6 protein-coding genes are annotated in these 15388 nt (G+C 69.6%); 2 read left to right on the forward strand and 4 right to left on the reverse strand.

What is annotated here, in order from left to right; genetic code table 11:
* Nucleotides 1-152 precede the first annotated feature (152 nt).
* Entirely contained in the window at nucleotides 153-1121 is a 969-nt protein-coding gene (locus tag AB0L97_RS21920; RefSeq protein ID WP_355075320.1) for a TIGR03557 family F420-dependent LLM class oxidoreductase, read from the forward strand.
* A gap of 177 nt (nucleotides 1122-1298) precedes the next feature.
* Here AB0L97_RS21920 and AB0L97_RS21925 read toward each other — a convergent pair whose 3' ends face one another.
* The 3 genes from AB0L97_RS21925 to AB0L97_RS21935 form a co-directional block, all read right to left on the reverse strand.
* Nucleotides 1299-1910: a TetR/AcrR family transcriptional regulator gene (locus AB0L97_RS21925; RefSeq protein ID WP_364432356.1), complete on the reverse strand. Its 612-nt coding sequence runs from the start codon at nucleotides 1908-1910 to the stop codon at nucleotides 1299-1301.
* Complete coding sequence (locus AB0L97_RS21930) at nucleotides 1907-3538, reverse strand: FAD-binding oxidoreductase (RefSeq protein WP_364432359.1); 1632 nt, start codon at nucleotides 3536-3538, stop codon at nucleotides 1907-1909. Before AB0L97_RS21930 ends, AB0L97_RS21925 begins: the two co-directional genes overlap by 4 nt.
* A 100-nt stretch (nucleotides 3539-3638) precedes the next feature.
* Nucleotides 3639-4676, reverse strand: coding sequence for a cupin domain-containing protein (locus AB0L97_RS21935; RefSeq protein ID WP_355075326.1), 1038 nt, complete (start codon nucleotides 4674-4676; stop codon nucleotides 3639-3641).
* Nucleotides 4677-5039: 363 nt separating this feature from the next.
* On the opposite strand from AB0L97_RS21935, the gene AB0L97_RS21940 reads away from it, so the two are divergent.
* The gene (locus tag AB0L97_RS21940) at nucleotides 5040-14147 is read left to right on the forward strand and encodes an amino acid adenylation domain-containing protein (RefSeq protein WP_364432363.1); all 9108 of its coding nucleotides are present in this window, start codon (nucleotides 5040-5042) and stop codon (nucleotides 14145-14147) included.
* Here AB0L97_RS21940 and AB0L97_RS21945 read toward each other — a convergent pair.
* Complete coding sequence (locus AB0L97_RS21945; protein ID WP_355075329.1) at nucleotides 14137-15273, reverse strand: FAD-dependent oxidoreductase; 1137 nt, start codon at nucleotides 15271-15273, stop codon at nucleotides 14137-14139. The two genes, AB0L97_RS21940 and AB0L97_RS21945, sit on opposite strands and share 11 nt — an antisense overlap.
* Between the last annotated feature and the right edge of the window lie 115 nt (nucleotides 15274-15388).

The following is a 15388-nucleotide window of genomic DNA, read 5'->3' on the forward strand; positions in this document are numbered from 1 at the left end:
GCTTTGTCGCCGGTCGGCCGAATGACGCGGTAGCCCGTTGCCCCGGCACCGCCCGGGGCGCGGCGACGTTTTCACCGCCGCATGCCGGGTACGCGCGCCAAGAGCCGGTTCGCGCGGTGGCCGGACGCTCCCAGTCGAACCAGGAGGTGGCGATGCGCATCGGGTACAAACTGGCGGCCGAGGCATTCGGTCCGAACGAGCTTGTCCGGCAAGCCGTTCGGGCGGAAGAGGCGGGTTTCGACTTCGTTGAGATCAGTGACCACTTCCATCCTTGGCTGGACAACCAAGGGCACTCACCGTTCGCCTGGACAGTGCTCGGAACCATCGCGGCGAAGACCGAGCGGATCGAGCTCGCGACCGGAGTGACCTGCCCCATTCTGCGATACCACCCCGCGATCGTCGCGCAGGCGGCAGCCACTCTGGCGATCTTGTCCGGCAACCGCTTCACCCTCGGTGTCGGTTCTGGTGAACGTCTCAACGAGCATGTCGTCGGCCGGGAATTCCCGCCCGTACGCATCCGGCATCGCATGCTGCGCGAGGCCATCGAGATCATCCGCTTGCTCTGGAGCGGCGGCTATCACTCCTACGACGGGGAATTCCTGAGCCTTTCCGACGCACGGGTCTTCGATCTGCCCGAGACCCTCCCGCCCATCGCCGTCGCCAGCGGTGGGCTGGAGGCGGCCTGCATCGCCGCGGAACTCGGCGACGGCCTGTTCGCGACCGAGCCCGAGTCCGAAATCGTCGAGCGCTACCGCGCGTCGGGCGGCGCGGGCCCCCGATACGCGGAAGTCGGCATGGCGTGGGCGCCCGACGAGGAAACGGCGGCGAAGGCGGTGCTCGATACCACCCGCTGGGCCCTGACGGGCTGGAAGGTGATGAGCGAGTTGCCGAACCCGGTCAATTTCGCCGCGGCGACCACCACCGTCCGGCTCGAAGACGTCCTCGACAACTTCGCCTGCGGGCCGGACCCGGCCCGCTATCTCGATGCCGCCCAGCAGTACACCGATGCGGGCTTCGACCATCTCGTGATGCAGAACGCCGGTCCCGACCCCGACGGCTTCCTGGACTTCTACCGCCGTGAACTCGACAAACCTCTCCGTGCACTGACCCCGAGCGTCTGAGCGCGAAACTTCCGTCACCGACGGGCGCGCGGTCGTCGTCGGTATCTTCCGTCGCGCCGTGCACGTCGCGGGTGGGCAGCCGCTCACGCCCGCCGGCGTGCGGCGCATGTCCGCTTGTTCCGCGCGCAACGCGTCGCCCGCGACGAGGTGTTGCATTGCGACGCAAGGCGACCGCGATCAGGTCCGTCGAGTGGTCGTTCCACGGACCGTGGTGAACAGGCGCAGGCAGCGCTGGGTCATGTCCTCGGGCGTGTGGTCGGGATGGTCGCTCCACCACGAGATGGTGGTGGACACGATGCTGAACCACAGCGCCAGCAGCAGCGAGTGATCGCCGGGATCGGAGATGCCGGCATCGGCCAGAATCTCCGATACCCCTGCCGAGCCCATGCCGTTCAAGGCATCCCGATAATGCCGGGCCACCGCGAAGGCCGCACCCGGACGTGGCAGTGTGGGGTCGTAGACGATCTTCCAGTTCTGGGTGCGTCCGTCCAGTGCGTGGAAGATCCCGGTCAGTGTCGCCAGCGCCCGGTCGTGCGCACCATGCGTGGACTGGGCCGCCGCGACCGCGTCGACCAAGCTCTTCCCGGCGCGGTGCACGCAAGCCGCGTGCAGTGCGTCGCGGGAGCCGAAGTAGGCGTACACGAGCGGCTTGGACACGCCTGCGGCCGAGGCGATTTCGGCGACCGAAGCCTTGGCGTAGCCGCGTTCGCCGAATTCGGTGGTGGCGATGTCGAGGATCTGCTCTTCCCGCCGCTCGCGCGGCACGCCCTTGGTGCCCGGCCTGCTCACCGGTCCTCCCCGGTGGCCCGGTGTACGACCGGGTCGATCAGCACACCGGGATTGAGGATGCCCGCGGGATCGAGTGCCGATTTGGCCGCGCGCAGCGCCGCGGCGAAAGGTTCGGGTCGCTGGCGGTCGTACCAGGGGCGGTGGTCGCGGCCGACGGCGTGATGGTGCGTGATGGTCGCGCCGTTGCGGTGCAGCGCCTCCGACACGGCCGTCTTGATCTCGTCCCATTGCTCGACGGTCCGTCCCCACCGGCCCGCGGCGTAGATGCCGAAGTACGGCGCGGGTCCGTCCGGATAGACATGGGTGAACCGGCAGGTCGAAACACCGGTCACACCGGCGGATCGGAACGCGTCCGTGGTCGCTTCCCGCACCGCCGCTCGCAGGGCCTCGAAACGGTCCCAGGTGCAGGCTGTTTCGAAGGTCTCGACGATCATGGATTGGGCGGCGAGCGCGTCGCGCTGGTAGGGCATGCGGAGGAACGCCGAGCGCCACGCGTCGGCCGCGCCCGTGCGCGCCGAGTCTTCGGCGGAATCGGTGGTGCGGACCCCGTCCGGAATCGTGCCGCCGTGCTCGCGGCAGATCTGCACCGCACGACGCATCGGCTCGTCGACGGGATGGTCGGCGGACTCGAAGCCGAGGACGAGCACCCCGCCCGTCGCGCTGGTGCCCGCGTTGATGAACGCCTCCACCGGATCCAGCAGCCGGCAGTTCGCCGGATACAACGCGGACTGGGCGATGGCGCGCGTCGCGGCCACGGCCGCGCTGTAGTCGCCGAACACCACCGACGCCCCGGACCGCCAGCGCGGACGATCCTGCAAGCGCATCCACGCTTCGGTGATGACGCCGAGGATGCCCTCCGAGCCGAGGAACATCCGATCGGGTGACGGACCCGCGCCGGACGCGGGCAGCCTGCGGGATTCGCTGATCCCGGCCGGTGTGACCACCCGTAGCGATTCGACCATGTCGTCGATGTGGGTGTAGACGGTCGCGTAGTGCCCGCCCGCCCGGGTGGCCAGCCAGCCGCCGAGCGTGGAGAACTCGAACGACTGCGGAAAGTGTCGCAGCGTCAGACCATCCGGCCGCAATGCCGCTTCCAGCGCTGGGCCGAGTATGCCCGCTTGGATTCGTGCGGCTCGGCTGGTGCGGTCGAGTTCGACGATCCGACTCAGGCGGCCGGTGTCCAGCGACACCGACCCGGCGTAGGCGTCGGCGCCGCGGAGTTCGACACCACCCACCACCGACGTTCCGCCGCCGAACGGCACCACGGCGACGCCCGCGCTCGCGCACCAGTCCAGGATGTCGAGGACGTCCTGCTCGGTCCGCGGCCGCAACACCTGGTCGGGTACGTGGTCGACGCGGCCGAGCAGATTGCGCACCACATCGCGGAATGCCTGCCCATGGCCGTGTGCGACCCGGTCGCCGAGGTCTTCGGAGGCCAAGGGGGTCAACGCGTCCGGCACCCGGACGCGTGGCGGAGGCACGCTCAACGACGTCAGGTCCGGCGCCTCGTGCACGGTCAACTCGGCTTTCGGCAGCAGTGCCGCCACGCGTTCGGTCAGGACCTTCCGCTCGGTCCCGGTGACCGCGTCCTCCCGGTTGCCCCAACCCCACCACGATTTCGTCGCCATCGCCGCGCTCCGTCCGCTGAATTGACTCGATGGTAAATTACCTGACGATCAATTGGCAGCGAATGCGTCGACGTCGCGGGCGGTCGACGCCGCGCCGCGACTACCGGACGAGTGCGTTGTTCCGCGTGACGATCAACGGATCGCTCGGCGTGAAGGGCAGGTCGGGAAGAGCGTCCAGGGCGACGCCGAACGTCGCGGCGAGCACTTTCCTGGAATAGGCGCTCATCGAGGCGCGGTAGCCGATGTCCGCGGGCGTGGGTTGGTCGAAGAAGATCAGCAGGTGGATCTCGGGGGAGTCGACGACTTCGATGTGGTGCGGGTAGGCGCGCGGGACGAAGTACACCTCGCCTTCGCGCACGATGTAGGTGTCCAAGGTGCCGTCCGGATCCATGATCGTCATTCGCGCCGAGCCGCGATGGACGTAGCCCATTTCGGCGGTCACCGGATGCCAGTGCGGTTCACGCATGCCGTCTTCGCGCACCCGCAGCGAGTACATCGAGATGTCACGCAATGCGGGCCAGAACTGGGCGCGGGCGGTGCGCGCGGAACCGACCGGCGAGTCCACCGGGGCGGGCATCGCCTCGATCGCGAAGTGGTGCGGATCGCCGTAGCGGGCGGTGCACGGGATGTCGGGCTCGCCCTCGCGTCGCACGACGAGTTTCGCTGTGGTGTCGCGCCGGATCTTCGCGAAGTCCTCGGCGGGCAGGTCGTAGGTGTTGCCGAGCACCGAATCGGTCATCGCGCCGAGGCTCGCGCTGAATCCGAAGTCCTCCGGTCGTTCGTGGCGGAAGGCGAGGATGAACTCGGCCTCGGTATCGCCGACGTTCTCCACGTGATGCAGCGCGCCGGAGTCGATGTGGAACATCTCGCCCGCGCTCACCAGGAACGAGGAGAATCGGCTGCCGTCGTCCAAGACCGAGACCAGGGCCCGGCCCGCGGTGCAATAGGTGAGTTCGGTGGCGTTGGCGTGCCAGTGCGGTTCGCGGATCGCGCCGGGCGCGAGCGTCAGGCGTTTGATCGAGAGCCCGCTGAGGATCGGGAAGCTGTCGGCGGTGAGCCGGGTGAGCGAGCCGAGTTCGCTGCGGTGGATCTGCTCACCCTTCCGTAGGGAGGCCACATGGATCGATGGTGTCTGCACGGTTGCTCCTCGCTCGCGGTCGAAGGATCGGTGTTGCGCGCTCGCGCCGGTATCGGCGCATGGCAGCTCGGGGAGACCGCGCCCCATGCGTCATAGCCGAAAGCCTTGCATAGTGATTTGCGGCACAATGAATAGTGTTGATGGGTGGTGCCCAAACGAATGTTTTTCACATCACACCATGTCATAGCCCAAAGCGGGTGCGGGTAATCCTAGGACCTTTACCAACCTCGGCGCGCCGATCCGATCGGTGTTCGCTAAGGTCCGTTCTGCACGCTCGGGTCATGGTTCACGCATTTGAGGCACCGCTTCTGGCTCCATAGCCGGAGCGGACGATGATCGACCAGAGAGTGAACTCGCCGCCGCATGACCCCGACACGCCGTTCCGCACGTCGCACCCAGCATTCACGAGCACGCAATCTTCTGTTCCCGCAACTGCTCACGGCCGCGGTCGACACGGCGTTCGACTCGGCGGCCCTCCGGTACGATCCCACCGGCGATCCCGTGGACCAGCGTGAGCTCAGCTACCGGGAATTGGACGAGATGTCGTCGCGATGGGCCCGCTACCTGATCGGGTTCGGCGTAGGGCCGGGAGACTTCGTCGCGGTGGCCGTCACCCGCTCGATCGAGTCGGTGCTCGCGGTGTGGGCGGTCGCGAAGACCGGTGCCACCTACGTGCCCGTCGATCCCTCCTATCCGGCGGATCGAATCGCGCACATGATCGCCGACTGTGGCGCCGTCGTCGGCCTCACCACCTCGGCGCATCGCGCGGCACTCGTCGCGCCCGGCATGACGTGGATCGAACTCGATTCCGAAGCGCACCGGGAGAAGGTCGCCGCCGCGCCCGGCCATTCGATCTGCTACCTGGACCGGCTTCGTCCCCTCACCGAACAGCACCTCGCCTACCTGATCTACACCTCCGGCTCGACGGGCAAGCCGAAAGGCGTCGCGGTCACCCACGCCGGTCTCGCGGGCCTGGTCGAGCACGAGATCGCCGCCCGGGCGGTGAGCCGGGCATCACGCGTCTCGCATCTGTGCACGCCGAGCTTCGACTTCTCGGTGATCGAGATGCTGCTCGCCTTCTCGGCGGGCGCGACGCTGGTCGTGGCGCCGCCCACGGTGTTCGGCGGCGCCGAACTGGCCGATCTGCTGCGGCGCGAGCGGGTCACGCATCTGTGCATCACCCCGGGAGCCCTGGAATCCATCGAGCCGGCCGGGCTCGACGACCTCAGGGCCATCCTGTGCGGCGGGGAGCGTGTGGGCCCCGAGCTGGCCGCACGGTGGGCGACCGGCGCTCGGTCCTTCTATATCGTCTACGGCCCCACCGAGACCACCATCTTCGCCACCGGCACCGAGGCGCTGTGTGCGGGCGGCGCGACCCATATCGGCACTCCGGTCCCGGGGCTGGGCGTCCACGTGCTGGACGCGCGGCTGCGGATGGTGCCCACCGGCGTGATCGGCGAGCTGTATCTGTCCGGACCGGCGCTGGCGCAGGGGTACCTCGGACGCCCCGGGCTGACCGCGGACCGATTCGTCGCCAATCCGTTCGCGGCGGCACCCGGCTCCCGCATGTATCGCACCGGCGATCTGGTGCGGCGCGACTCGGCGGGACACCTCGAACACCACGGGCGGGTGGACTTCCAGGTCAAGATCCGAGGGCTGCGGATCGAACTCGGCGAGATCGACAACGCGCTGACCGCCCACCCCGACGTCGACTACGCCGCGACACTCGGCACGACACTGCCGTCCGGCGCCACCGCGCTGGTCTCCTACGTGCTGCCACGAGCGGCGACCGGCCCGGACGGCAGCGTCCGGGTGGCGCTCGACACCGCCGAATTGGCCGATCTGCTGGCGAAAACCCTTCCGGCATACATGATTCCGGCCGCGATCACGGTGCTCGACGAACTCCCGCTGACACCGGTCGGCAAGCTGGATCGCGCCGCGCTGCCGGAGCCGGTGCTCAACACCAGGCAGTTCCGTGCGCCCGCCACGCCGACCGAGCATGTGGTCGCCGACGTCTTCGCCGCGCTGCTCCTCCCGCCGGGCGACTCCGAAACCGCCCGGGTCGGTGCCAACGACGACTTCTTCGAACTGGGCGGCAATTCGCTGATCGCGACGCAGGCCGCGGCGCGGCTCGGTACCACGCTGGGCGTCCGCGTTCCGGTCGCGCTGTTGTTCGAGGCCTCGGTGGTGGCGAAACTGGCCGAACGCCTGAACGAACTGGCTCGAGTCACCCACCCGGCGCCGCGACCGATGGCGCGACCGGACCGGGTGCCGCTGTCGTACGCACAGCGCCGGATGTGGTTCCTCAATCGGTTCGACCCGGCCGCGGCGAGCAACAACATCCCGCTGGCGGTGCGGTTGAGCGGACAGCTGGACGTGGACGCGCTGCGGGCGGCGATCCGAGATCTGGTCGAGCGGCACGAGGTGCTGCGGACCAGCTATCCGGAGCGCGACGGGACGGGCAGCCAGCGGGTGCACGCGCTGTCGGAGCCGGGCGCGGTGCCCGAGCTGCCGGTGCTCGACGTCGCCGAAGCCGAAGTCCTCGAGCACACGGTGGCCGCGGTGGTCGAGGGCTTCGATGTCACGGCCGCGCCGCCGCTCCGGTTGCGTCTGCTGCGTTCGAGCGAGTCCGAGCACGTGCTGGTCGGCGTGGTCCACCACATCGCCGCCGACGGCTCCTCGATGGGCCCGCTGACCGCCGATCTGATGAGCGCGTACTCGGCCAGGACCGAGGGCCACGCTCCCGCTTGGCAGCCGTTGCCCTTGCAGTACGCGGACTACACGTTGTGGCAGCGCGAGATGCTCGGCGCCGAGAGCGATCCGGACTCGACGCTCGCCCGCCAGCTCGGTTTCTGGCGGCAGCGGCTGGCGGACCTGCCGGAACGGCTGGACCTACCCGCCGACCGGCCGCGCCCCGCGGTGTTCTCCGGTCGCGGCGCCACCCACGAATTCAAGATCGACGCGGCGGTGCACGCCGCACTGGACCGGCTGGCACACCGCCACGACGCGACGTTGTTCATGGTCGCGCACGCCGCGTACACGGTCTTGCTGGCCCGGCTGTCGAACACCCGCGACATCACCGTCGGCGCGCCGGTGGCCGGTCGTGGCGAGGCCACGGTGGACGGCCTGATCGGCATGTTCGTCAACACCCTCGCGCTGCGTACCGAGATCGACCCCGGCCACAGCTTCACCGAGCTGCTCGAGCAGGTGCGCAGGCGGGATATCGAGGCCTTCGGCCACGCCGACGTGCCATTCGAACGCCTGGTGGAGGAGCTCGACCCGGTGCGGTCGAGCGCGCATCACCCGCTGTTCCAGACCATGCTGACCTTCCAGAACTTCGCGCCGACGACACTGGAACTGCCCGGGCTGCGGGTTTCCGCGGTGGACTTCGCGCTGCCGCTGGCGAAATTCGACCTCGAGCTGACCATGGTGCCGCACGAGGACGAGCGGACGCCGCTGGGCATCTCGGCCGCGTTCACCTATTCCACCGACCTGTTCGACGAGGCCACGGTGGCGGGATTCGCCCGGCGGCTGTGCGTGATCCTCGCGGCCGTCGCGGATTCGGCGGATCGGGCGGTCGGGGAGATCGACTTGCTCGATTCCGCGGAGCGCGCCGCGATCCTGGCCGGGTGGAACGACACCCGGCACCCGATCGCGGCGGGGCTGGTGCTCGACGGGTACCGGCGTGCGGTAGCCCGGCACCCGGACGAGATAGCGGTCGTCCACGCGGATACGCAGTTGACCTACCGCGAGTTCGACGAGCGGGTCAACCGGCTCGCCCGGGTACTCGCCGATCACGGCGTCGGCGCGGAAACCCTTGTGGCGCTCGCGGTCCGGCGGTCGGTGGATCTCGTGGTCGGCATGTACGCGATCCTCACCGCCGGTGGCGCGTACGTACCGCTCGACCCCGATCACCCCGCCGAGCGGATCGCGCACGTGCTCGAGGTCGCGAAACCGGTCTGCGTGCTCACCACTTCCGCCGACGCGATCCCGATACCCGATCATGTCGCCGTCCTGTCCCTGGACGCCCTCGGCGCGGACCAGCGCTCGGGAGCTGCGATTCGTTCCGACGAACTGAGGCGGGCGGTGCTGCCGCAGCACCCCGCCTATGTGATCTTCACGTCCGGTTCGACCGGGCGTCCGAAGGGTGTGGCGGTCTCGCACGCCGCGATCGACAACCAGATCGAGTGGATGCTCGCCCAGTACCCCATGGGCCCGCGGGACGTATACCTGCAGAAGACCGCGGCGACCTTCGACGTCTCCTTGTGGGGCTACCTGATGCCGTTGCGCGCGGGCGCGAAACTCGTGCTCGCCGACCACGACGGGCATCGTGACGCCGCCTACCTCGCCGCGGCCGTCGCCGCGCACCGTGTGACGGTCACCGATTTCGTGCCCTCCATGTTGACCGAGTTCGCCGCCCATGCGACGGCGGAAAGTCTCGCGACACTGCGGGATCTGTTCGTCATCGGGGAAGCTCTGCCGCCGGAGACCGTGCGCGCGGTCCGCGCGGTCTCCGGCGCACAGGTGCACAACCTGTACGGACCCACCGAGGCGGCGGTCTCGGTGACGTACCGGCCCGCCGGAACGGGCGACGATGTGACGGTGCCGATCGGGCAGCCGCAGTGGAATACCCAGGTATACGTGCTGGATTCGCGCCTGCGGCCGGTTCCGGCCGGGGTACCGGGCGAGCTGTACCTGGCCGGCGAACAGCTGGCCCGCGGATACGTGCGGCAAGCGGCGCTGACCGCGGACCGTTTCGTCGCCAACCCGTTCGGCCGCGGAACCAGGATGTACCGCACCGGCGACCTGGCGGTCTGGCGTGCGCCTCGCGCGGACGAGCCGCAACGCCTGGAATACCTCGGGCGCACCGACTTCCAGGTGAAATTCCGCGGCCAGCGCATCGAACTCGGTGAGATCGAGACGGCGCTGCTCGCGCAGCCGTCGGTGAGCCAAGCGGTCGCGGCGGTGGTGGCATCGCCGTCGGGAGATCGGCTGGCGGCCTATGTCGTCGCGCGTCCGGGGCAGGTCATCGATCATGGCGAACTCGTTGCCGGGATGTCGGCGGTCCTGCCCGCGTACATGATCCCGTCCGCGCTGGTGGAGCTGGCGGCGCTGCCGCTGAACGCGAGCGGGAAACTCGATCGCACAGCGCTGCCCGAGCCCGCCATCGAGACCACGGCGTTCCGAGCGCCGCGCAACCCCGCCGAACAGGCCGTCGCGCAGGTGTTCGCCGAACTGCTCGGCGTCGAGCGAGCGGGCATCGACGACGACTTCTTCGCGCTCGGCGGCAATTCGCTGCTCGCCACCCGGGCCGTCGCACGGGTCAACGAGGCGCTCGGATCGCGGGTCACCGTGCGGGATCTGTTCGAGGCGCCCGCGGTGTGGGCACTCGCCGCGCGGGTGGTCGCCGGTGGGACGGGCGTGGCTCGCGCGCCCTTGGCGCGAGTGCGACGACCGGATCGCATCCCGCTGTCGCCTGCGCAGCAGCGGATGTGGTTGCTCAACCGCATCGAGCCGGACTCGCCCGCCTACAACATGCCCTTCGCCGTCCGGCTGACCGGCACTCTCGATCTGTCCGCGCTGCGCCACGCGCTCGCCGACGTGATCGAACGGCACGAGGTGCTGCGCACCCGCTACCCGGTCGACGCCGACGGGCAGCCGTATCAGGAGATCCTTCCGACCGATGCGGTCCTTCCCGACGGCATCGTGATCGAGCACGGTGTCACGGATGCCGCGGCCATGGTGGACGCGCTGATGTCCGCGGGCTTCGACGTGACCGCGGACGCGCCCGTGCGCCTGCGGCTGTTCACCTCGGGCCCAGATCATCTGCTCGTCATCGTGACCCACCACATCTCGGCGGACGGGTCGTCGCTCGCGCCGCTGGCCCGCGACCTGGTGACCGCCTACGTGGCCAGGCTCGGCGGCGGCGCGCCGGACTGGTCGCCGCTGCCGGTGCAGTACGCCGATTACGCGATCTGGCAGCACGGCACGATCGGATCCGAGGACGACGAGTATTCCGTTGCGGCGCAACAGCTGTCGTATTGGCGCGGGCAGCTGTCCGGGCTCACCGGACCGCTGGAACTGCCAGCCGATCGCCCGCGCTCGTCGACAGCCTCGACGCGCGGCGCGTCGACCGGCTGCACGATCCCGGCGCGGGTACACGAGCGGCTGACCGGCATCGCGCGCGAGCACAACGCGACGCTGTTCATGGTGGTGCACGCGGCCCTCGCCACGCTGATCGGACGCCTCTGCGGCGCCACGGACGTCGTCATCGGGACCCCGGTGGCCGGGCGGGGCGAACATGCGCTGGACGACTTGGTCGGGATGTTCGTCAACACGCTGGCGTTGCGCGTCGACGTCGACCCCGACGTGCGGTTCCACGATCTCGTCCAGCGCTCCCGTGAAGTCGCCGTCTCGGCCTTCGCCAACGCGGACGTTCCTTTCGAGCGAGTGGTCGAGGAGGCCGATCCCGCGCGCAGCGGAGCGCGCACCTCGCTGTTTCCGGTGATGCTGTCGTTCCAGAACCTCGAGCAGCCCACCCTGGAGTTGCCGGATCTGACGGTCACCGCCGTCGACAACGGCGAGATCACGGCCAAATTCGATGTGCAAGTGGTCGTCGAGCCGCGGGCGTGCGGCGACGGCCGGACGGAATCGGCGGTGACCTTCACCTACGCCACGGACCTGTTCGACGAATCGACCGTCCGCGCCTTCGCGCGCCGGTTCGAGCGCATCGTGTCCGCGGTCGCCGAAGATCCCTCGGCGCGGGTGTGGGACATCGACATCCTCGACGAGAGCGAACACTGCCCGGCGGTCGCGCACGAGGCGCGGGCCGGGACCGAACCGGTGGCGACCCTGCCCGAGCTGATCGGCGAGCAGGCACGGCGCAGGCCGGAGGCGGAGGCCGTCCGGTTCGGTGCCACCACACTGAGTTTCGGCGCGTTGTACAAGCGCGCGAATCGAATCGCCCGCGCGCTGATCGCCGCCGGAGCGGGGCCGGAAACCCTGGTCGCCGTGGCGATCCCGCGCACCGAGGACCTACCGGTCGCGTTGCTCGGAGTGCTGGCCGCCGGTGCCGCGTACCTGCCGATCGACCTCGGCTATCCGGCGCAGCGGCTGGCGTTCGTGCTCGCCGACGCGGCACCGGTGTGCGTGCTGACCACCGCCGCCGAGCGCTCCGCCATCCCGGACACCGACCTGCCCACCGTGTTGCTGGAGCAGACGGCGGAGTTCGCCGACGATCCGATCACCGACGCCGACCGGGCGTCGCCGCTGCTGCCGGACAATCTCGCCTACGTCATCTACACGTCGGGTTCGACGGGCGTGCCGAAGGGTGTCGGCGTGACGCATCGCAATGCGGTGCGACTGTTCACCGAGGCGCGGCCGCTGTTCGAATTCGGCGAGCACGACGTCTGGACGTTGTTCCACTCCTTCGCGTTCGACTTTTCGGTGTGGGAGCTGTGGTGCGCGCTCGTGACCGGCGGCACCGTCGTCGTGGTCGACTACGCGACCTCGCGCTCACCGGAATTGTTCCGCGAGCTGCTGATTCGCGAGCAGGTGACGGTGCTGAACCAGACGCCGTCGGCATTCTGTCAACTGGTCGAAGCCGATCGGGACGCCTCGGCCGCGTCCGGCGAATTCGCGCTGCGGTATGTGATCTTCGGCGGTGAGGCGCTGGATCTGCGGCACCTGCGACGCTGGCGTGAGCGTCGTCCGGGGGAATCGCCGCGACTGGTCAACATGTACGGCATCACGGAGACCACCGTGCACGTCTCCTTCCTGGACGTCGGCGCGGAGCTGATGGAAAGCCCGGCCAGCCTGATCGGACGAGCGCTGCCCGGGCTGGACACGCACGTGCTGGACATTCGTCTGCGACCGGCGCCGGTCGGTACGCCCGGTGAGATCTATGTCGCGGGCGGTCAGCTCTCCCGCGGCTACGTGGGGCGGCCCGGGCTCACCGCGACGCGGTTCGTCGCGAATCCCTTCGGGCCGCCGGGATCGCGGATGTACCGCTCGGGTGACCTCGCGCGCTGGAACCGGTTCGGCGGCGACGCCGGCCTCGCCTACTCCGGTCGCGGCGACCAGCAGGTGCAGTTGCGCGGGTTCCGGATCGAACTCGGGGAGATCGAATCGGCGCTGGTGCGGTGTTCCGGCGTGCGTCAGGCCGTCGCGCTGGTCCGGACCGATCCGACGCTCGGTGACCAGCTCGTGGGTTATGTCCTGCCCGAACCGGGGGCGCGGCCGGACCCGGCCGAGTTGCGCGAACAGGTGGCCGAACACCTGACCGGCTACATGGTGCCCGCCGCGATCGTGGTGATCGACGCCATCCCGTTGACCCCCAACGGCAAGCTCGACAAGCGGGCGTTGCCCGCGCCGGCGTTCCGCGCGCGCGAGTTCCGCGCTGCTGTCACTCCCGTGGAGGCGACCGTCGCGGCCGCCTTCGCCGCGGTGCTCGGCGCCGAGCGCTTCGGCATGGACGACAACTTCTTCGAGCACGGCGGCAACTCACTGCTCGCCGCGAAGCTGACTCTGCGGCTGTCCTCCGCGCTGGGCACCCGGATTCCGGTGATGCGGGTGTTCACCGCGCCCACACCCGCGGAACTGGTCGCCGACCTGGCCCGCCGGGCGAGCGGCGAAGTCCAGACCGAGGCGGCCTTCGACATGCTGCTGCCGCTGCGTCCCGGCGGTTCGGCCGCGCCGCTGTTCTGTGTGCATCCCGTGTCGGGCATCTCCTGGTCGTATGCGGGCCTCGCCGCCTACCTCGACCCGGAACGGCCGCTCTACGGCCTGCAAACGCCCGTGCTGGCCGGCGATGAGGTGATGCCGGATTCGATCGAGGAATGGGCCCGCCGCTACCTCGAGCTGATCCGCGCGAAACAACCGACCGGTCCTTACCATCTGCTCGGCTGGTCCTTCGGCGGCGTCATCGCGCACGAGATGGCGGTCCAGCTGCAACGCGAAGGCGAGCCAGTCGCGCTGCTCGCGGTGATGGACAGCTACATGGCGGATCCGCCCGGCACGCCGCCGGGTGACGCGGGCCAGGTCCCGGTGGCCGAGTTGATCGGCGGCCTGCTGGGTGAGCAGGCGGGCGACCTCGGCAACGTCGCGGAGGTGGACTGGGTCGCGCTGCCGCAGAAGATGACCGAACTTCCGGAGCCGTTCGCGTCGTTCGGCTCCGACCGCGTCACCCGGATCCTGGACGCGGCGGTGCACTCGGTCGCGCTGCGCGGCGCCTACGTCCCGCCGGTGTACCGGGGAGATGTCCTCTATTTCACCGCCGCGCTCGACGATCCGACCGGCTGTGTCGGCGCGTCGATCTGGAGCGAGGTCGTCGACGGCCGCGTGCACAACCATCCTGTGTCGACGACGCACTGGCGAATGACCGTCGCGTCCGGCCTGGCCGAGATCGCCGCGGTGCTGACCCGCGCGTGGCGAGCGGGCGAGCCGGGCGGTGAGGACTCGGTCAGCCGGTGAACCAGCGGTGCAGCCGGGCCTCGGCGGCGGCGGCCTTCTCCCGGGCGAGTTCCACCGAGGGCACGCTGAACGGTGCGACCGGCGCGGGACCGGAGAGGAAATCGGCCTCGACCTTGCCGACCAGCCCGCCTCCGAACTCGATATGGCAGGTGCCCCGCCCGCGATACTGTTCCTGCGGCGCCGAGCCGCCGAACCCGGCCTCGATGCCCGCGGCGACCGTGCGGGCGGCGTCCTCGGCGAACACGCCCGCCCGCGGAACCGGCGCGTCGGCGCAGTCGCCGAGGGCGTAGACGCCCGGATACGGCGTCTCGAGGGTGTGCGGGTCCACGGCGATCCAGCCGTCGGTCCCACCCTCGGTGAGCCCCGACACCTCGACGACCGCGGGAACCCGGTGCTTCGGGATTCCGATGAACAGGTCGTAGGGCACCTCGCCGGTCCTGGTGACCGCGATGTGGCGGTCCGGGTCGAGCGCGTGCACCCGGCGCCCGGGCGAATAGGCGATGCCACGCCGCGCCAGCGCTTCGACGATGGCGGCGGAGGTTTGCGCGGACACCGGAATCGGTGCGTCCATGGGGGTGAAGAACTGCATGTGGGTACGGTTCCGGATTCCGCGCCTGGTGAGCGCTTCGTGCAGGAGCATCGCGCCTTCGTAGGGCGCGGGCGGGCACTTGAACGGGACGCTCAGCACCGCGAGGACGACGGCTCCGCCGTCGAAACCCGCCAGGCGTTCGCGCAAGCGACGGGCGCCGTCGATCGAGTAGTACTCGTAGCCGTCCTCGACGAAGCCGGGGGTGGCGCCGGGATCGTAGTCGGCGCCCAGCGCGACGACGAGGATGTCGGGGTCGTACACCGCCTGGTCGGTACGGACGCGGCGTGCTCTCGGGTCGATCTCGGTGACCTCCTCCTGTCGGAATTCGACGCGCGGATGGGTGAAGCGGGAATACGGCACCCGCGCTGTCTCCGGGGGCAGGTCACGGAACAGAATGTCCAGTTTGGCGAAGCCGAAGGTGAAGGAGTCGTTTCGGTCGATGATGACGACACGGAGTTCGTCGGCCGGCGAACCCGACAGACGGGTGGCCAGCTCCAGCCCTCCGAACCCCGCACCGAGAATGAGTACGGTTCGCATACGCCGATTCTTCCCCTGGTGACGCCGCCGAGTCGAGGGTTGCTTCCAAGCCTGCCGACGGCCGAGTCCCGGTCCGGCGACGGGCGCGCCGTGGCCGGAGTGCCCTGCGTTCGGT

It is taken from the genome of Nocardia sp. NPDC051911 (assembly GCF_040681035.1).
GTDB lineage: Bacteria > Actinomycetota > Actinomycetes > Mycobacteriales > Mycobacteriaceae > Nocardia > Nocardia sichangensis.

Coding starts and splice junctions, on each gene's coding strand:
- AB0L97_RS21945 (WP_355075329.1), bottom strand. CDS start 15,273: ATGCGAACCGTACTCATTCTCGGTGCGGGGTTCGGAGGGCTGGAGCTG.
- AB0L97_RS21930 (WP_364432359.1), bottom strand. CDS start 3,538: ATGGCGACGAAATCGTGGTGGGGTTGGGGCAACCGGGAGGACGCGGTC.
- AB0L97_RS21920 (WP_355075320.1), top strand. CDS start 153: ATGCGCATCGGGTACAAACTGGCGGCCGAGGCATTCGGTCCGAACGAG.
- AB0L97_RS21940 (WP_364432363.1), top strand. CDS start 5,040: ATGACCCCGACACGCCGTTCCGCACGTCGCACCCAGCATTCACGAGCA.